Raw genomic sequence first — 18,827 nt, forward strand, 5'->3', positions numbered from 1 at the left:
ACCGCGCTCGTCAGCAGGCGGCGCCTCATCGATGCTTCACATGCCGGGGTTGGCGGGGCCTGACGAAGCAGGCGACGCTCTCCACCTGCGTCGACCAGACGAACTGGTCGATCACGCTGAGCCGCTCCAGGGCGTAGCCGGCTTCCTGCAACATCTCGGCGTCCCGTCGCAAGGCCTTGGGATTGCAGCTTACCATCACGATCCGCTCGACCCCCGAGCGGGCGACTTCGTGCATCTGCGGACCGCCGCCGGCAAACGGCGGGTCGAGCACGACGGCACTCGCCCGGGCGAGGTCGGCGGCGAGGATCGGCTGCCGGTTGAGGTCGCGGGCCAGCACCGTGATCGGCAGCCCGCCGGATGCGGCGCGCAGGCAAGCGGCGGAGGCGGGATGGCCTTCGGCTGCAAGGACGCAGCCGCGTCGCGCCAGCGCATAGGTCAGCGTGCCGCAGCCGGCATAGAGCTCGACGACCCGCCCGCGACGCGGCCAGGCCTTCGGCATGGCGTCCAGCACGGCTTCGACGATGGCCGCTTCCCCTTCGCGCGTCGCCTGCAGGAAACCATCCGGCGGCGGCCTCACAGCAACACCTGACAGGGTATGCCGCACCGGGGCGACGGCGCAGACGGTCTCCGGTGTGCCGCCCGGTTTGAGCGGACGCCAGGCGATGCGCGGCACGCCGGCCTCGCGCGCGAAATCGGCGAGGCGGGCGCGATCGGCGGTATCCGGCGGCGCATCGGTGGCCAGCACCAGGTCTGGGCCGCTATCGAGCAGGTTGACGATCGCCGAACCGCTGCCGCGCAGCGATGCCAGCCGCATCAGCACGGGGCGCATGTCCTCGACCAGGCGCAACAGGCGTGGATGCAGCACATGGCATTCGGTCATGTCCACGATCTCGCCGCGGCGCGGCTCGTGCAGCCCGATCAGCAGGCCCTCGCGGTTGCGGCGCAGTGCCAGGTCCATGCGCCGCCTGGTGCTTGGCGGGCTGCTATGCGTCGTGACCGTCTCGGGCAGGGCGAAGCCCGCGCCGCGCAGGGCGTCCGCGACCTGCTGGTACTTGAACGCGACCGCGGCGGCTGCGCGCATGTGCTGCAGGCTGCAGCCGCCGCAGCGCCCGAAGAGGCTGCAGGGCGGCTGCGCGCGGTCCGGGCTGTCGCTCAGCCGCCGCTCGACGATCGCCCGGCCAGCCTCGCCGTGCCGGTAGCGGATCAGCTCGCCGGGAAGCACGTACGGCCCGAACAGGGTCCGGCCGTCCGCATGGAGGATGCCGTCCCCCTCGGCTCCGAGGGCGGCCACCACCGCCTCGCAGGACTGCAGGTCAGTCGTCGGCAAGAAGCCCGTCTGGATCCTCGCCGGCGCGGCCGTCGCGTTCGCCATCGTCGGGCCGGCTGGCGCGGGTCGGCAGCAGCATGAAGGCGGGGATCTCGTCGCCGAAACCGATCACCGGCGCAGCCTGATCTTCGGGGCGCGGGCCGCGGTCCCGGATCTCCTCGCGCCGCGGCTCGTCGCGCCGCATTGGTGCCCGATCCGGCGCCGCACGCTCCGCCGCCGCACGCTCCGCCGCCGCACGCTCCGCCGCCGCACGCTCCGCCGCCGCACGCGCGCCGCCGCGCTCGCGGCGCGGCCGGTCGCGCCGTTGCGGTTCGGCCGGGCCCGCCTCGGCGGGCGTGGTCGCCGCGGGCCCGGTTGCCGCTTGGGTAATGGCCGCAGGGGCAATGGAAGCGGTCTCGATCGCGATCTCTGCCGGTACGCGCGCGGTCTTCGCCCGGCCACCATGGTCGCGGCGGTGCTCGCGCGCGGCTTCCGGCCTGGCCCCGCTCTGCGGCCTGCCGCCCCGGCCGCGGCCACGGCCGCGGCGATCATCCTCGGCCCAGTCCAGGGTCTCGATGCCCTCGACCAAGACGTGCGGGATCGCGCGCCCAATCAGCTTCTCGATCGCATCGACGAACTGCCGGTCATACGGGCTGGCGATGCTGTAGGCATGGCCGGTACGCCCGGCGCGTCCGGTGCGGCCGATCCGGTGGATGTAGTCCTCGGAATGGATCGGCACGTCGAAATTGAACACGTGGCTGAGGCCGCCGATATCGATGCCGCGGGCGGCCACGTCGGAGCAGACCAGCAGCTGCAGGTCGCCGGCCTTGAATTTCTCCAGGGTGGCGAAGCGCACCGGCTGTGGCAGGTCGCCATGCAGGGCGCCGGCGGAAAAGCCGTGCTTGACCAGCGACTTCTGCAGGATGTCGACATCGCGCTTGCGGTTGCAGAAGATCAGCGCGTTCTGCACCTCCTGGGTGCGCAGCATGCGGCGCAGCGCCCGGCGCTTGTCGGCCTCGGCCACGATCGCCAGGCCTTCCTCGATCAGCGGCGCCGTCGCCGCGGTGCGCTTGACGGTGATTTCCTTCGGATTGCTGAGGAACACGTCCGCCAGCCGGCGTATCTCGGGCGCCATCGTCGCCGAGAAGAACAGCGTCTGCCGGTTCGGCGACAGCAGCGAGACGATGCGTTCGACGTCGGGGATAAAGCCCATGTCGAGCATGCGGTCGGCCTCGTCGATCACCAGCGTGCTGGTCTGCGTCAGCAGCAGGCCGCCGCGCTCGAACAGGTCGAGCAGCCGGCCCGGCGTTGCGATCAGCACGTCGACGCCGCGGTTCAGCGCCTCCTTCTGCTCGGCCATGCTCTCGCCGCCGATGAGCAGCGCGTGGCTCAGCTTCAGGTACTTGCCGTACAGCAGGAAGTTCTCGGCCACCTGCAGGGCCAGCTCGCGCGTCGGCTCCAGGATCAGCGAGCGCGGCATGCGGGCCCGCGCCCGCGAGCCGGACAGGATGTCGAGCAGCGGCAGGGTGAAGCCGGCGGTCTTGCCGGTCCCGGTCTGGGCGACACCGAGGACGTCGCGCCCCATCAGCACGATCGGGATCGCCTGGGCCTGGATCGGCGTCGGATGCTTGTAGCCCATCTCGTCGATGGCGCGCAGGATCGGCTCGGACAGGCCGAGCTCGGAAAAGAGCGGCAGTGACGCGGCCACCTCGTCGGCCACCTCCTCGATCACCTCCGCCGGGGCGGCGTAGGACCCTGCATCGGAAGCCGTCGCAGGCTCGGCGGTCGCGTCGAGATCCGGATTTGTGTCTGTGAAAGCGCCATGCGGGGCGTTGTGGTCCGGCAGTGCGGCCGGATGGTCATTGTTGTCGTTCAAGTCTCTCTCGAAATGTCAGGGTTGCGAGGCCAAGGCCTGCCGCCTGGAGGCGACGTCTGGGCCTTCGGTTCGCGGCCCATCGGCCGGGTTCACGCTCCTCGAGCGTCCGGCTGCACAGCCGTATCGACAGAAAGCGCGGGGAAGTCAAGCTGCAAGCCGGCCCGGGTGCTGCCGACGGGTTGCAACCCCGCATGTCAGCTATCGTTTGCGGCGGGAACGGTTCGAGAGGTGTGCGTGGCCTATACCCCCCTGGCGATCGAGGATTACGGGTTGATCGGCGACTGCAGCAGCTGCGCGCTGGTCGGCCGCAACGGGTCGATCGACTGGCTGTGCTGGCCGCGCTTCGACAGCGCGGCCTGCTTTGCCGCCTTGGTCGGCACCGGGGAGAACGGCCGCTGGCTGATCGCGCCCTCGATCGAGTGGACCTCAACGCGGTCCTACCGGGATGGCGGCCTGGTGCTGGAGACGGTGTTCGAGACCGCGACCGGCAGCGTGGCGCTGATCGACTTTATGCCGGTGAACAACCCGGTGCCAAGCGTGGTGCGGATCGTCGAGGGCCGGCGCGGGCGGGTCGACATGCGCACCGAGGGCGTGATCCGCTTCGACTACGGCAACTCGATCCCCTGGGTGACGCGGCTGCCGGACGAGGCCGGGATCGTGGCGATCGCGGGTCCGTCGCTGGCGGTGCTGCATACCGTGGTCCGGCTCGAGGGCAGGCAGATGGCGACCGTCGGCGAGTTCAGCGTGGTGCAGGGCGAGCGCGTTGCCTTCACCCTGAGCTACGGCGCATCGCATCTGCCGGCTCCGGAGGCTTTCGACGTCGAGGCGGCGCTCGAGCGCACGGACCGGTTCTGGACCGAATGGTCGAGCCGCTGCGCCTATGACGGGCCGCATCGCGACGTGGTGGTCCGCTCGATGGTGACGCTGAAGGGCCTGACCTTCGCGGCCACCGGCGGCATCGTGGCGGCGGCGACCACCTCGCTGCCGGAACAGCTCGGCGGCGCGCGCAACTGGGACTACCGCTTCTGCTGGCTGCGCGACGCCACCTTGACGCTGCTCGCCATGATGTCCTGCGGCTACTACGACGAGGCGCTGCTCTGGCGCGACTGGCTGCATCGCAGCGTCGCCGGCAGCCCCGACCAGATCCAGATCATGTATGGCCTCGCCGGCGAGCGTGGCCTGCAGGAATGGGAGGTGCCCTGGCTGATCGGCTACCAGGGGGCGGTCCCGGTGCGTGTCGGCAACGAGGCCGCCGGGCAGCTGCAGCTCGATGTCTATGGCGAGGTGATCGCGGCCCTGCACCTGGCACGCAACGAGAACCTGCGCGAGCCGGCCTACGGCTGGTCGCTGCAGGTGGCGCTGCTGGAGCATCTGGAGACGATCTGGCGTGAGCCCGACGAAGGCATGTGGGAGGTGCGCGGCGGCCGCCAGCAATTCACCGTCTCCAAGGTGTTCGCCTGGATGGCGTTCGACCGCACGCTCAAGGATTGCGAGACCTACGGTCTGGAGGGGCCGACCCTGCGCTGGCGCGGCGTGCGCGACGAGATCCACGCTACCGTCTGCAGCAATGGCTACAGCGAGGCCAGGGGCTGCTTCACCCAGGCCTTCGGTTCCGAGGCGCTCGATGCCGGGCTGCTGCTGATCCCGGTGAGCGGCTTCCTGCCGCCGGAGGATCCACGCATCGTCCGCACCGTGCAGGCGGTCGAGCGCGAATTGCTGGAGGATGGCTTCGTGCTGCGCTACCGCACGGACCCGGACGAGGATGGGCACAGCATCGACGGCATGACCGGGCGCGAGGGGGCGTTCCTCGCCTGCACCTTCTGGCTGGTCGACACCTACGTGTTGCAGGGCCGCTTCGACGATGCGCGCACGCTGTTCGAGCGGCTGCTGTCGCTGACCAACGATCTCGGCCTGTTGTCGGAGGAATACGATCCGCAGGCGAAGCGTCTGGTCGGCAACTTCCCGCAGGCCTTCTCGCATGTCGGCCTGGTGCACTCGGCGTTGAACCTGCACCAGCGTGCGGTGGCGATGCGCGGGGAGGCGGAGCCGGAACCGCAGGCGGAGGCCGCGGAGTAGGCCGCGAGACCGGCCACGGAGGGGTGGGTCGTCAGAAGCTGTGGCCCAGCGACGCCACGACGACGATGACCACCCCGAGCAGGAGCTTGATGCTGACCAGGGAGCGGATGCGTTCGAGGGTTGCGGGTTGCGGGCGCAGCGCCCGACGGGCCCTCTGGAACGGCCCGAAATAGGTGGCGGCGAACAGGGCCGCCATCAGGATGCCGAGGCCCTGCATGACGTTGATGTGCCAGTCTGCACCGGTGACGCCGCCCTCGCGAAAGATCTCCATCGCCCATCCGGTGACCAGGACCAGTGGCATGACATGCCAGACCAGCCGGAAGAAGCGCTTGAGCGTCTGCAGATGCACCGATGTGCGCTGGGTGGCTTCGAGCAGCCCCAGGCTCGGGCGCAGGACGAACAGCGCATACGCCATGCCGCCGACCCAGATCGCCATGCCGGCGAGATGCACCGCGAGCACCAGGCCCCAGAAGATCGATGAGAAGATCGGTGAGAGAATGGTTCCGGGCGCTGACTGCATGATGGTCTCTCCGATGAGCGGATGCCTCATTAAGCACTGCCACCAGCCGCGCCAAGCCGGCAGCTGCGGCGCCCTGCTTGGCGAACACGAGATCGGAGGCTGACGATGCACCCCGGACCCGACGACCTGGTGCTGTTCACGCCGGACCAGATGGCGGATGCGGACCGGCTGGCCGCTTCCGTCATGCCGTCCTTCACCCTGATGCGGAACGCCGGCCGGGCGGTGGCGCGCGCGGCCCTGGGGCTCGGGCCGCGGCGCACGCTGGTGCTGTGCGGACCCGGCGGCAATGGCGGCGACGGCTATGTCGCCGCGACGCTGCTGGCGCAGCAGGGCTGGCCGGTCGATGTGGCGGCGCTCGCCGAGCCGCGTTTGGACAGCGACGCGGCCCGGGCACGCGCTGGCTGGCACGGCCCGGTGCGCGCCTTCGATCCGCAGCGCGCGGCGCAGGCGGACCTGGTGATCGATGCGGTCTATGGCGCCGGGCTGAGCCGGCCGGTCGAGGGGCTGGCGGCCGAAACGCTGGCGCGGGCGCGGCGCGTGCTCGCGGTGGATGTGCCGAGCGGGATCGACGGCGCCACCGGGGCGGTCCTCGGCATGGCGCCGATCGCCGAACTGACGGTGACCTTCGTCCGCGCCAAACCCGGCCACTGGCTGCTGCCCGGGCGCGACCATCTGGGCCGCCTGGTGGTCGCCGATATCGGCATGCCGGATCAGGTGCTGCGCGCACTCGCGCCGCGGAGCTGGGCCAACCGTCCGGGGCTCTGGCGCCTGCGCGCGCTGACCGCGCACGACCACAAATACAGCCGCGGCGTGGTCAGCATCTGCGGCGGCGCCAGCATGACGGGTGCCGCCCGTCTCGCCTCGGGTGGTGCGCGTGGCGCCGGCGCCGGGCTGGTCCGGATTGCCGCCGAGCGTGGCGCCGACCTGTATCGCACCGGCGCGCCAGGCCTGATCGTCGACGAGGCGCCGCTGGAGGATCTGCTGGCGGACGAGCGCCGCCGGGTCTGGGTGTGCGGGCCGGGGCTCGCCTCCGACGAGGTCCGGGCCAGCCTGCCGGCCTTGCTCCGCAGCGGCAGGCAGGTCATCGCGGATGCAGGCGCCCTGACCGAGCATGCCGGTGCCCCCGAGAAGCTGCGCGGTGCGGCCGTGCTGACGCCGCATGCCGGCGAGTTCGCCAAGCTGTTCGGGGCCACGGGCACCGATCGTCTGGGCGCCACCCGCGCGGCGGCGGCCGGGGTCGGCGCGGTGGTGCTGCTGAAGGGCTCGGACAGCATCATCGCGGCGCCGGATGGGCGGGCCGCGATCAACGGCAATGCGCCGCCCTGGCTCGGCACCGCGGGCGCCGGCGACGTGCTGTCCGGGGTGATCGCGGCGCTGCTGGCGGGCGGGATGGCGCCGTTCGAGGCGACCTGTGCCGGCGTCTGGATCCATGGCGAAGCCGCGAACATCGCGGGCGAGGGGCTGCTCGCCGAGGACCTGCTGCGCTGCCTGCCGGCATCGGTGCGGGCTGCCCGCACCGGTTTGCCAACAGCCGCACCATAAGCTAAAGGCGCGCGCTGACGGCTGCGGCTGCTGCGGGCGTGCCGGCGGGCGTGGTGGAATTGGCAGACACGCCAGATTTAGGTTCTGGTGGCGCAAGCCGTGGGGGTTCAAGTCCCTCCGCCCGCACCAGGCCTCCGGCGTGCGCTTCGCATGACTAGCGCAACCCGAACCCGAAACGAAACAAGAGGATGGCCTGGCAGATGCAGGTGACCGAGACGCTTTCCGAGGGCCTCAAGCGCGGCTTCACCGTCGTGGTGCCGGGCGCGGAAATGGAAGGCCGCCGCCAGGCGCGCCTGACCGAACTCGGCCGGTCGATGAACCTGCCCGGGTTCCGCCCCGGCAAGGTGCCGCTCTCCCTGGTCCGGCAGCGCTATGGCACCGCGGTCACCGGCGAGATCCTCGAGCAGACCGTCAACGATGCGACCCGTGACCTGCTGGCCGAGCGCGGCCTGCGGTCGGCGACGCAGCCGAAGGTCGATCTGGTGCGTGGCGACACCGCGGCGACAGCCGGCAAGCAGGCGGCGGACGACCTCGAATTCACCGTGGAGCTGGAACTGCTGCCCGAGATCACGCCGCCCGACCTCGCCGGCCTGTCGCTGACCCGGCTGAAGGCGGAGCCGGATGCCGAGACCGTGGAGCGCGCGCTCGCCGACATCGCCAAGCGCAACCGGCGCTTCGAGACCATCGAGGAGCAGCGAGGTGCCGCGCCGGGCGAAGCGCTCACGGTGGATTTCGTCGGCCGTGTCGACGGCGTCGCCTTCGAGGGGGGCACCGCGTCGGACGTCGATGTCGAGATCGGTGGCTCCGGCTTCATCCCGGGCTTCGCCGAGCAGCTCGAGGGACTGCAGCCGGGCCAGGAGCGCACGATCAACGTGACCTTCCCGGAGGAGTACCAGGCGGCGGAACTGGCCGGCAAGCAAGCCGCTTTCGACGTCACCGCGAAGGCGCTGAAGCGGCCGATCGACTGCGCGATCGATGACGACCTCGCCAAGACGATCGGCTTCGAGGGGCTGGAGCAGGTGCGCGAGGTGATCAGCCAGCAGGTGCGCCAGGAATACGACCAGCTCTCGCGCATGCGCATCAAGCGCGAGTTGCTCGATATCCTGGCCGAGAAGGCGGACTTCCCGGCGCCCCAGGGCATGGTCGAGACCGAGTTCGGCTCGATCTGGCAGCGCGTGGAGGCGGACCGCAAGGAGGGCCGCATCGACGACGAGGACAAGGAGAAGGACGAGGCGGCGCTGCGTGCCGACTATCGCCGGATCGCCGAGCGGCGGGTGCGCCTCGGATTGCTGCTGGCCGAGATCGGGCGCGTCGCCAATGTCTCGGTGACCCAGGAGGAGCTGGGGCGCGCCATGCGTGCCGAGGCCGGCCGGTATCCGGGGCAGGAACAGATGGTGATCGACTTCTTCCGCAAGAATCCGCAGGCGGCCGAGACGCTGCGCGGGCCGATCTTCGAGAACAAGGTGGTCGACTACATCATCGACCAGGCCAGCGTCGAGGAACGGACGGTGACGCCAGAGGAACTGGCGGAAATCCCGCCGGCGGCAGCCTGAGGCGCAGCTCCGACTCCCTGTCGAGGCAGGGGTTCCAACCGGACCGCTTCGGTCTATCTTGTTTCCTTCCGTTCGAGGGATCATCTCTCGCAGCATGTCGGTTCGCGGCGGGTCTCACGGGAGCCGATCGCCAACCCCGAAGCCAGGGGACAGGTTATGTGGGATCGCGATCCCGTCGAGATCTACAACAACGCGCTGGTGCCGATGGTGGTCGAGCAGACCAGCCGCGGCGAGCGCGCGTTCGATATCTTCTCTCGGCTGCTGCAGGACCGGATCATCTTCCTGACCGGACCGGTCTATGACGGCGTCGCCTCGCTGATCAGCGCGCAGCTGCTGCATCTCGAGAGCGTCAACCCGAACAAGGACATCTCGTTCTATATCAACAGCCCGGGCGGCGTGGTGTCGGCGGGCCTGGCGATCTACGACACGATGCAGTACATCCGCAGCCCGGTGAACACGGTGTGCATCGGGCAGGCCGCCTCGATGGGCTCGCTGCTGCTGGCCGCAGGAGCCAAGGGCAAGCGGCTGGCGCTGCCGAACGCCCGGGTCATGGTGCATCAGCCGTCCGGCGGCGCCCAGGGCCAGGCGAGCGACATCGAGATCCAGGCCAAGGAGATCCTCTATCTCCGGCAGCGGCTGAACGAGATCTACGAGCAGCATACCGGCCAGACCCTGGAGGCGATCGAGCAGAAGCTCGAGCGCGACAGCTACATGTCGGCCGTCGAGGCGCAGGCCTTCGGCATCGTCGACGAGGTGCTGCAGAACCGCCCGGTTCCGGCGGCCGAGGACGGCACCAAGACCTGAAGCGACGCAGCGCCAGGCGGCCGGTTGGGCCGGCGGCCATCGGCCGGGACGTGTTACGTCCTTGATGCGGCTTCCTGGACAGGTCTAGTGTTTCGAGCGTGACCCGTGGCTGCTCGCGCATCCATGGTGGGTAGGAGCAGCCATGAGCAAGTCCAGCGATTCCAAGAACACCCTGTACTGCTCGTTCTGCGGCAAATCGCAGCATGAGGTGCGCAAGCTCATCGCTGGCCCCACCGTGTTCATCTGCGACGAGTGCGTCGAGCTTTGCATGGACATCATCCGCGAGGAGCACAAGACGCACCTGGTGAAGTCCCGCGACGGGGTGCCGACGCCCAAGGAGATCTGCAAGGTCCTGGACGACTACGTCATCGGCCAGTTCCACGCCAAGAAGGTGCTCTCGGTGGCGGTACACAACCATTACAAGAGGTTGGCACACGGGGCGAAGAACAACGACGTCGAGATCGCCAAGTCGAACATCATGCTGGTTGGCCCGACCGGCTCGGGCAAGACGTTGCTGGCGCAGACCCTGGCGCGCATCCTCGACGTGCCGTTCACCATGGCCGACGCCACCACGCTGACCGAGGCGGGCTATGTCGGCGAGGATGTCGAGAACATCATCCTCAAGCTGCTGCAGTCGGCCGACTACAATGTCGAGCGCGCCCAGCGCGGCATCGTCTATATCGACGAGGTCGACAAGATCAGCCGCAAGTCGGACAACCCCTCGATCACCCGCGATGTCAGCGGCGAGGGCGTGCAGCAGGCCCTGCTCAAGATCATGGAGGGCACGGTGGCGTCGGTGCCGCCGCAGGGGGGGCGCAAGCACCCGCAGCAGGAGTTCCTCCAGGTCGATACCACCAACATCTTGTTTATCTGCGGCGGCGCCTTCGCCGGCCTCGAGAAGATCATCGCGGCCCGTGGCAAGGGGTCGGGAGTGGGCTTCGGCAGCGACGTGCAGGCGCCGGACGAGCGTCGCATGGGCCACATCCTGCGCGAGGTGGAACCCGAGGATCTGCTCAAGTTCGGCCTGATCCCGGAGTTCATCGGCCGCCTGCCGGTGGTGGCGACGCTGGAGGACCTCGACGAGCCGGCGCTGATCGAGATCCTGACCAAGCCGAAGAATGCGCTGATCAAGCAGTACGGCCGGCTGTTCCAGATGGAGGGTGTTAAGCTCTCCTTCACCGACGACGCGCTAAAACAGGTGGCGCTGCGGGCGATCGCCCGCCGCACCGGGGCACGCGGGTTGCGGTCGATCATGGAGAGCATCCTGCTCTCGACGATGTTCGACCTGCCCGGCCTGGAGAACGTCGACGAGGTGGTCATCAACCGTGAGGTTGCCGAGAACAAGGCCGAGCCGGTGTTCGTGTACGGCAAGGAGCGCCCGGCGGAACAATCCGCCTGACCGGCTTTCACCCGCCACGGGGACGCCCTTGCGGCGCTTCCGGGTGGTGCCGATATTGCATCGCAACAGGCTGCAGCATCGGCTGCATCGAGAGGTCCGCGTGCGCCGGAACGGGTACACGGTCTTCGACTGTCCATCAGGAGGTCGATCTGCATGACTGACATCAAGAAGCCGGCCAGGACATCCCGGGCGAAGCCCCTACCGGAGAAGCCGGGCCCGGAGAAGTCTGGCCCGGGCGCGGTTCAGGCGGCCGGCGGTCCCGGGCCCAGCGCCGCGTCGCTCGGCGCCAAGGCCGCCGGCAAGGCGGCCTCGGAGGCCGGCCGGACGGCGGCGCGGGCGCGTCCAGCTTCGGATGAGACCCTCGCCGTGCTGCCGCTGCGCGACATCGTCGTGTTTCCGCACATGATCGTGCCGCTGTTCGTCGGGCGCGAGAAGTCGGTGCGGGCGCTCGAAGCGGTGACCAAGGAGGACAAGCAGATCCTGCTGGTGGCGCAGAAGAATGCGGCGCAGGACGATCCGGGCGCCGATGACATCTATCGCTGCGGCACCGTGTCGACGATCCTGCAGCTGCTCAAGCTGCCCGACGGCACCGTCAAGGTGCTGGTCGAAGGCGGCCGCCGCGCGCGCATCCGCGAGTTCCGCGAGACCGAGAGCCATTTCGAGGCGGTCATCGACGAGATGCCCGAGATCGTGCCCGAGGAGGGGGCGACCAGCGAGCTCGAGGCGCTCGGCCGCACCGTGGTGGGGCAATTCGAACAATACATCAAGCTCAACAAGAAGATCGCACCCGAGGTGCTGGTTTCACTGAACCAGATCGAGGAGCCGACCAAGCTCGCGGACACGATCGCCAGCCACCTCAACCTCAAGATCTCGGAAAAGCAGGAGCTGCTGGAGATCACCGGGGTCGCCGAGCGGCTCGAGCGGGTGTTCGCGCATATGGAGGCCGAGATCGGCGTCCTGCAGGTGGAGAAGCGCATACGCAACCGCGTCAAGCGGCAGATGGAGAAGACGCAGCGCGAGTACTACCTAAACGAGCAGCTCAAGGCGATCCAGAAGGAGCTGGGCGAGGGCGAGGACGGCCGCGACGAGACGTCCGAGCTCGAGGACCGCATCAAGAAGACCAAGCTGTCCAAGGAAGCCCACGACAAGGCGATGGGCGAGCTGAAGAAGCTGCGCGGCATGAGCCCGATGTCGGCGGAATCGACGGTGGTGCGCAACTATCTCGACTGGATGCTGAGCATTCCGTGGAAGAAGCGTTCCAAGGTCCGCACCGATGTCGCCGAGGCCGAAAAGGTGCTCGACATCGATCATTACGGCCTGGACAAGGTCAAGGAACGCATCCTCGAATATCTCGCGGTGCAGTCGCGGGCGAACAAGCTGAAGGGGCCGATCCTGTGCCTGGTCGGGCCGCCGGGTGTCGGCAAGACCTCGCTGGGCAAGTCGATCGCCAAGGCCACGGGGCGCAACTTCGTGCGCATGTCGCTCGGCGGCGTGCGCGACGAAGCCGAGATACGCGGCCACCGCCGGACCTATATCGGCTCGATGCCCGGCAAGATCGTCCAGGGCATGAAGAAGGCCAAGAGCTCGAACCCGTTGTTCCTGCTCGACGAGATCGACAAGCTCGGCAATGACTGGCGCGGCGATCCGTCGGCAGCCCTCCTCGAGGTGCTCGATCCGGAGCAGAACTCGACCTTCGCCGATCACTACCTGGAGGTCGATTACGACCTGTCGGACGTGATGTTCGTGACCACGGCGAACAGCCTGCACATGCCGCAGCCGCTGCTCGACCGCATGGAGATCATCCGCATCCCCGGCTATACCGAGGACGAGAAGGTCGAGATCGCCAAGCGCCACCTGCTGGCCAAGCAGACCGAGGCGCACAGCCTCAAGCCCGAGGAGTGGTCGATCAGCGAGGACGCGCTGCGCGAGCTGGTGCGTACGTACACGCGTGAGGCCGGGGTGCGCAACCTCGAGCGCGAGATCGCCAACCTCGCCCGCAAGGTCGTCAAGGAGATCGTCACCGGCAAGGCCAAGCGGATCGCGATCACCCGCAAGAACCTGGAGAAATATGCCGGGGTGAAGCGCTTCCGCTATGGCGAGGCCGAGTCGGAAGACATGGTCGGCGTGGTCACCGGCCTGGCCTGGACCGAGGTTGGCGGCGAGATCCTGACGATCGAGAGCGTGATGGTGCCGGGAAAGGGGGTGGTGAAGACCACCGGCAAGCTCGGCGACGTCATGCAGGAGAGCGTGTCGGCGGCGCTGAGCTATGTGCGCAGCCGCTCGATCACCTTCGGCATCAAGCCGACCCTGCTGGAGAAGCGCGACATCCACGTGCATGTGCCGGAGGGGGCGACCCCGAAGGATGGACCCTCCGCGGGTGTGGCGATGGCGATCTCGCTGATCAGCGTGATGACCGGCATCCCGATCCGCCGCGATGTTGCCATGACCGGCGAGATCACGCTGCGCGGCCGGGTGCTGCCCATCGGCGGCCTCAAGGAAAAGCTGCTGGCGGCGCTGCGCGCCGGCATCACCACGGTGTTCTTCCCGAAAGACAACGAGAAGGATCTGGCGGACATCCCCGAAAGCGTGCGCAAGCATCTCAAGCTGATCCCGGTGGCGCATGTCGATGCGGTGATCAGCAAGGCGCTGGTGCGTGCTCCGGAGCCGATCGAATGGGCAGAGCCGGCCGAACCGGTCGCGGCCGCCGCCGGCGCCGATACCGGAGCACAGCTGCCACACTGAGCGGCCTTGCGGCACCTCGCCAGTCCACGTCGACGGATGGTTGCAAACGCCGGAGCATAGCCTCGCCCGGGGTTGCCGGGGCACGCCCCGGTCGCGCCTCGTGGTTGAACGGCCAAACCTGAAGCGGAGCATTATCGAGAGGTGATGCTTCGTTGACGGGGCAGAACAGAGGCCCTTAGTCTGCCGGGCCGCCGGCCCCCTCTCGGTTGGTCATTGAAATGAATGGTGCGTTCCGACTGGCGGAGTGGAACGCGCCCAAGACAGAAAGGCGTACTATGGCAGACAAGCCACTCAACAAGCAGGAACTCGTCTCGGCGGTCGCTGACGAAGCGGACCTGCCCAAGGCCAAGGCGAGCGAGGTGGTCGACGCCGTGTTTGCCTCCATCGAGAAGGCGCTCAAGAACAAGCAGGAAGTCCGGCTGGTCGGTTTCGGCACGTTCGTGACGGCGTCCCGCAAGGCGGCCAAGGGCCGCAATCCGCGCACGGGAGAGGAGATCGACATCCCGGCTTCGACATCGGTCCGTTTCAAGCCCGGCAAGACGTTGAAGGACGCGGTCAGCTAGAGCGTCTCGGACACGAGTTGTCTTTGTAGCGCAACGCGTGAAAGGCCAGGGGCTTTGCCCCTGGACCCCATCAAAGGCAAGCCTTTGAAATCCAACAATTCAAGAATGGGGGTCTGGGGCCTCAGGCCCCAGCGGGACCAGGGCAGAGCCCTGGCCTTTGCTAACCTTTGACAGGCCTCCGCGGATCACGGCGTCGGGGCGGTTAGCTCAGCGGTAGAGCGTCTCGTTTACACCGAGAGGGTCGGCGGTTCGAAACCGTCACCGCCTATGCCGGGCGCTAGAGCCGGATCCGATCGATCAGGCTCAGCTTTTCGTTCGAGAGAGCAGCTTTATCCGACACTTGGCATCGCGAAGCGATTCCAATTGATCGGATGCTGCTCTAGCGGTGCCTCGGGCACCTGCCGAACCGGGTTGACGACGCGCATCGCGCGCCTTACACCGCCGCTCACGCCGAATGCGGGTGTAGCTCAGTTGGTTAGAGCGCCGGCCTGTCACGCCGGAGGTCGCGGGTTCGAGCCCCGTCACTCGCGCCACCGCGGCAGTTGTCCAGGCCTGCGCGGGCGTGGCTCGGTCATCAAGATCCTCTCCATAAAATGCTGCAGCGCACTCTGGCGGCGGCCTTGTCCCGAGCCTAGTGTTGCGTCATCACTTGTCCGGTCGCGATCCGGAACAAGCTGCTCGGACAGGACGTTCCAGGGTCCCGCCGGCGCGAGGCCGCCTTCTCTGCGGAGATGGATCTTCCTCGGGATCGGCGTCCTGGAGCCACAAGGAGGTGCGGGTCATGCGTGTCGTGTTGGCGGACTACTTCCCGGTGCTGGTGTTCGTGGTGATCGCATTCGGGATCGCCGGCGCCATGCTCGGCGGCTCGCTGCTGGCCGGACAGCAGAAGCCCTACGCCGAGAAGCTGACTGCCTACGAGTGCGGCTTCGACGCCTTCGACGACGCGCGGCGGCGTTTCGATGTCCGGTTCTACCTGGTGTCGATCCTGTTCATCATCTTCGACCTCGAGGTCGCGTTCCTGTTCCCCTGGGCGGTGAGCCTGGGCCGGATCGGGCTGTTCGGGTTCCTGTCGATGCTCGGCTTTCTCGGCGTCCTGACGGTGGGCTTCATCTATGAATGGCGCAAAGGCGCCCTGGACTGGGAATAGGTCTCCATTGGGAACGGATCAGGCATGAGTACGGAGCTCTCGACGACGACGGCCTGGAATCGCGAGGCCCTGGCGCCTGGTCCGGACCAGGAGGCGGTCATCCGGGGGATTACCGGCGAGATCACCGAAAAGGGCTTCGTGGTCGCCAACGTCGACAAGCTGGTGAACTGGGCCCGCACCGGCAGCCTCTGGCCGCTCTCGTTCGGGCTGGCCTGCTGCGCGGTGGAGATGATCCACGCCTTCATGCCGCGTTACGACCTCGACCGGTTCGGCATCATTCCGCGCGGATCGCCGCGCCAGGCCGACGTGATGATCGTGTCCGGCACGCTGACCAACAAGATGGCGCCGGCGATGCGTCGCGTGTACGACCAGATGGCCGAGCCGCGCTGGGTGATCTCGATGGGATCATGCGCCAACGGCGGCGGCTACTATCACTACAGCTACTCGGTGGTGCGCGGCTGCGACCGGATCGTGCCGGTGGATATCTATGTCCCCGGCTGCCCGCCCACCGCGGAGGCGCTGGTTTACGGCATCATCCAGCTCCAGAAGAAGATCCGCCGCACCGGAACCATCCTGCGTGGCTGAGGCCGCGACCGTCGCCAGCGTCCGCTGGAACAGCCAGGCGCGGCTCGGATCGCTGGCTGTCACCCTTTCGACCTCGATCCCGGGCGTCCGCGGCGCCGGGGTGGAGCAGGGTGAACTGGTGCTGCGTACCGATCGCGGGTCGTTGGTCGCGGTGATGACCCGGCTCCGCGACGACCCGAGATTCAGCTTCGAGCAGATGATGGATCTGTGCGGAGTGGATTTCCCGGAGCGCGCCGAGCGGTTCGACGTGGTGTACAACCTGCTTTCCGTGACGCTGAACCAGCGGGTCCGGGTGATCGTCAGCACCGACGAGGTCCAGCCGGTGCCGTCGGTGCATCGGATCTGGCCCTGCGCCACCTGGTGGGAGCGCGAATGCTATGACCTGTTCGGGGTGCTGTTCTCCGACCAGCCGGACCTGCGGCGCATCCTGACGGATTACGGGTTCGAGGGGCACCCGCTGCGCAAGGACTTCCCGCTGACCGGCTATGTCGAGGTGCGGTACGACATCGACCGGCGGCAGGTGGTGTACGAGCCGGTGAAGCTGACCCAGGATTTCCGCAACTTCGATTTCGAGTCGCCTTGGGAGGGCGTGCTGACGCTGCCCGGCGATGAAAAGGCGCACGAGCTGCGGCAGGGTCCGCGGCCGGGCCCGGGGAAACCGCGATGAGCGATATCGTGCTCCGGGAGGATATTCCGGACAGCCTGCAGCCGCCAGCCAGCGCAGCGAGCCCGGGCGAGCCGGGCGCACACGAACAGGCCGGGCCGCAGGACCAGCGCGTCAAGACGGTCGAGATCGACAGCCACTCGCTGAATTTCGGTCCGCAGCATCCCTCCGCGCACGGCGTGCTGCGGCTGGTGATGGAGATGGACGGCGAGGTGGTGACCCGGGCGGTGCCGCATATCGGGCTGCTGCATCGAGGCACCGAGAAGCTGATCGAATACAAGACCTACATGAAGGCGCTGCCGTATTTCGACCGGCTCGATTACGTCTCGCCGATGTGCGAGGAGCAGGCCTTCGCGCTCGCGACCGAGAAGCTGCTCGGCATCACCATCCCGGACCGCGCCAAGTGGATCCGCACGATGTTCGCCGAGATCACCCGGGTGCTGAACCACCTGCTCAACGTGACCTCGTTCGGCCTCGATGTCGGGGCGCTGACGCCGGCGCTGTGGGGCTACGAGGAGCGCGAGAAGCTGCTCGAATTCTACGAGGCCGCGTCCGGCGCGCGCTACCATGCGAACTACTTTCGGCCTGGCGGCGTCGCGCGTGACCTTCCGGCGGGCCTCGCCGAGCGGATTGCCGCCTGGGCCGAGGAATTCCCGAACTTCGTCGACGATCTCGAGGCGCTGCTCACCGGCAATCGGATCTGGAAGCAGCGCACCGTCGGCATCGGCGTGTTCACCGCCGAGCAGGCGCTGGCCTGGGGCTTCTCGGGGCCAAACCTGCGCGCCTCGGGGGTGCCGTGGGACCTGCGCCGGTCGCAGCCATACGATGCGTATGACCAGGTCGAGTTCGGTATTCCGGTGACCCGAAACGGCGACTGCTTTGACCGCTACCTGGTGCGTGTCGCGGAGATGCGCGAGAGCGTCAAGATCGTGCAGCAGTGCCTGGCGAAGATGCCGCCGGGGCCGATCAAGGTGCAGGACACCAAGATCTCGCCGCCGACCCGGCGCGAGATGAAACGCTCGATGGAAGCGCTGATCCATCACTTCAAGCTGTTCACCGAGGGCTATCACGTGCCGCCGGGGGCCACCTACACGGCGACGGAAAGCCCGAAGGGCGAGTTTGCGGTGTATCTGGTGGCCGATGGCAGCAACCGGCCGTATCGCTGCAAGATCCGGCCGACCGGCTTTGCGCATCTGCAGGCGATGGACGAGATGGCGCGGCGGCACATGCTGGCCGACGCGGTGGCGATCATCGGGTCGATCGACCTGGTGTTTGGCGAGATCGACAGGTAGGGCGGCGGATGTCCGGACATTTCTCCGCGGAGAATATCGGCCACGGCACGCCGGGGCATGTGCCGCGCGACGCGGCATCGCAGCAGCCGGCGCAGTTCGCCTTCGACGCCAACAGCGAGGCGCAGATCGCGGCCACCGTGGTCAAGTATCCCGAGGGCAAGCAGGCCAGCGCGGTGATCCCGCTGCTGTACATCGCCCAGCAGCAGATGGCGCGGCATACCGGCAGCGCCTGGTTGCCGCGGGTGGCGATGGATGTGGTCGCGGCCAGGCTCGGCATGGCGCCGATCCGGGTGTACGAGGTCGCGACCTTCTACCTGATGTTCAACACCAGGCCGGTCGGGCGCTACCATCTGCAGGTCTGCACCACGACGCCGTGCTGGCTGCGTGGGTCCGCCGATGTGGTGGCGGCGGTGAAGTCGGCGGCCGGGATCCGCCACTGGGAGGAGACCTCGGCGGACGGGCTGTTCACCATGACCGAGGTCGAATGTCTCGGCGCCTGCGTGAACGCGCCGGTGCTGCAGGTCAATGACGACTACTACGAGGATCTCGACGGGCCGCGTACGGCGGGGTTGATCGAGGCGCTCAAGCGCGGCGAGGTGCCGCCGCCGGGCACCACCATCGACCGCTTCGGCTCCGAGCCGATCGGCGGCCGGACGACATTGCTGGAAGTGCCGAACCGCGAGCCTGCCGCGGCAGGACATGATGAAGGTACTCCCGACCCGCACGGTCCGGAGGCCTGAGGAACACCCCGATGCTCA

The 18,827-nt window shown here is 68.1% G+C and carries 15 protein-coding genes and 3 tRNA genes; 15 read left to right on the forward strand and 3 right to left on the reverse strand.

Features of this window, described 5'->3' with window-relative positions; genetic code table 11:
- Window positions 1–25 precede the first annotated feature (25 nt).
- Together ACQY4O_RS04685 and ACQY4O_RS04690 are read right to left on the reverse strand one after the other, a co-directional pair.
- Window positions 26–1,327 (reverse strand): class I SAM-dependent RNA methyltransferase, encoded by a 1,302-nt coding sequence (locus ACQY4O_RS04685; protein WP_428375055.1) that lies wholly within the window; start codon window positions 1,325–1,327, stop codon window positions 26–28.
- The gene (locus ACQY4O_RS04690) at window positions 1,314–2,945 is read right to left on the reverse strand and encodes a DEAD/DEAH box helicase (protein WP_428378109.1); all 1,632 of its coding nucleotides are present in this window, start codon (window positions 2,943–2,945) and stop codon (window positions 1,314–1,316) included. The genes ACQY4O_RS04685 and ACQY4O_RS04690 overlap by 14 nt, the downstream gene beginning before the upstream one ends.
- Window positions 2,946–3,416: 471 nt before the next feature.
- Between ACQY4O_RS04690 and ACQY4O_RS04695 the strand changes: the two genes are divergently transcribed.
- Window positions 3,417–5,258 carry a glycoside hydrolase family 15 protein gene (locus ACQY4O_RS04695; RefSeq protein ID WP_428375056.1) on the forward strand — a complete coding sequence of 614 codons (1,842 nt, stop codon included), beginning with the start codon at window positions 3,417–3,419 and terminating at the stop codon, window positions 5,256–5,258.
- 31 nt (window positions 5,259–5,289) lie between these two features.
- Here the strand turns inward: ACQY4O_RS04695 and ACQY4O_RS04700 are convergent, their stop codons facing one another.
- Window positions 5,290–5,778 (reverse strand): CopD family protein, encoded by a 489-nt coding sequence (locus ACQY4O_RS04700; RefSeq protein ID WP_428375057.1) that lies wholly within the window; start codon window positions 5,776–5,778, stop codon window positions 5,290–5,292.
- A gap of 105 nt (window positions 5,779–5,883) precedes the next feature.
- On the opposite strand from ACQY4O_RS04700, the gene ACQY4O_RS04705 reads away from it, so the two are divergent.
- From ACQY4O_RS04705 to ACQY4O_RS04770, 14 genes are all read left to right on the forward strand, one after another.
- Complete coding sequence (locus ACQY4O_RS04705) at window positions 5,884–7,320, forward strand: NAD(P)H-hydrate dehydratase (protein WP_428375058.1); 1,437 nt, start codon at window positions 5,884–5,886, stop codon at window positions 7,318–7,320.
- 44 nt (window positions 7,321–7,364) lie between these two features.
- Window positions 7,365–7,449: transfer RNA gene (locus tag ACQY4O_RS04710), tRNA-Leu, on the forward strand.
- Between the two features lie 71 nt (window positions 7,450–7,520).
- Window positions 7,521–8,873, forward strand: a complete 1,353-nt coding sequence (tig, locus tag ACQY4O_RS04715; RefSeq protein ID WP_428378110.1) for a trigger factor — start codon at window positions 7,521–7,523, stop codon at window positions 8,871–8,873.
- A 156-nt stretch (window positions 8,874–9,029) separates the two neighbouring features.
- Window positions 9,030–9,677, forward strand: coding sequence for an ATP-dependent Clp protease proteolytic subunit (locus ACQY4O_RS04720; protein ID WP_428375059.1), 648 nt, complete (start codon window positions 9,030–9,032; stop codon window positions 9,675–9,677).
- A 142-nt stretch (window positions 9,678–9,819) separates the two neighbouring features.
- Complete coding sequence (gene clpX / locus ACQY4O_RS04725; protein WP_428375060.1) at window positions 9,820–11,076, forward strand: ATP-dependent Clp protease ATP-binding subunit ClpX; 1,257 nt, start codon at window positions 9,820–9,822, stop codon at window positions 11,074–11,076.
- A gap of 153 nt (window positions 11,077–11,229) precedes the next feature.
- Window positions 11,230–13,818 (forward strand): endopeptidase La, encoded by a 2,589-nt coding sequence (lon, locus tag ACQY4O_RS04730; RefSeq protein ID WP_428375061.1) that lies wholly within the window; start codon window positions 11,230–11,232, stop codon window positions 13,816–13,818.
- 275 nt (window positions 13,819–14,093) lie between these two features.
- The gene (locus ACQY4O_RS04735) at window positions 14,094–14,381 is read left to right on the forward strand and encodes an HU family DNA-binding protein (protein ID WP_428375062.1); all 288 of its coding nucleotides are present in this window, start codon (window positions 14,094–14,096) and stop codon (window positions 14,379–14,381) included.
- Between the two features lie 196 nt (window positions 14,382–14,577).
- Window positions 14,578–14,649, forward strand: a tRNA-Val gene (locus ACQY4O_RS04740).
- Window positions 14,650–14,837: 188 nt separating this feature from the next.
- Window positions 14,838–14,914 (forward strand) — tRNA-Asp (locus ACQY4O_RS04745).
- A 248-nt stretch (window positions 14,915–15,162) separates the two neighbouring features.
- Window positions 15,163–15,528, forward strand: a complete 366-nt coding sequence (locus tag ACQY4O_RS04750; RefSeq protein ID WP_428375063.1) for an NADH-quinone oxidoreductase subunit A — start codon at window positions 15,163–15,165, stop codon at window positions 15,526–15,528.
- 24 nt (window positions 15,529–15,552) lie between these two features.
- Window positions 15,553–16,113 (forward strand): NuoB/complex I 20 kDa subunit family protein, encoded by a 561-nt coding sequence (locus ACQY4O_RS04755; protein ID WP_428375064.1) that lies wholly within the window; start codon window positions 15,553–15,555, stop codon window positions 16,111–16,113.
- A 52-nt stretch (window positions 16,114–16,165) separates the two neighbouring features.
- Entirely contained in the window at window positions 16,166–16,780 is a 615-nt protein-coding gene (locus ACQY4O_RS04760; protein ID WP_428378111.1) for an NADH-quinone oxidoreductase subunit C, read from the forward strand.
- Entirely contained in the window at window positions 16,777–18,069 is a 1,293-nt protein-coding gene (locus ACQY4O_RS04765; RefSeq protein WP_428375065.1) for an NADH-quinone oxidoreductase subunit D, read from the forward strand. Before ACQY4O_RS04760 ends, ACQY4O_RS04765 begins: the two co-directional genes overlap by 4 nt.
- A gap of 8 nt (window positions 18,070–18,077) precedes the next feature.
- The gene (locus ACQY4O_RS04770; protein ID WP_428375066.1) at window positions 18,078–18,809 is read left to right on the forward strand and encodes a complex I 24 kDa subunit family protein; all 732 of its coding nucleotides are present in this window, start codon (window positions 18,078–18,080) and stop codon (window positions 18,807–18,809) included.
- The last annotated feature ends 18 nt before the right edge of the window (window positions 18,810–18,827 follow it).

This window comes from Lichenicoccus sp. (assembly GCF_965277665.1).
GTDB lineage: Bacteria > Pseudomonadota > Alphaproteobacteria > Acetobacterales > Acetobacteraceae > Lichenicoccus.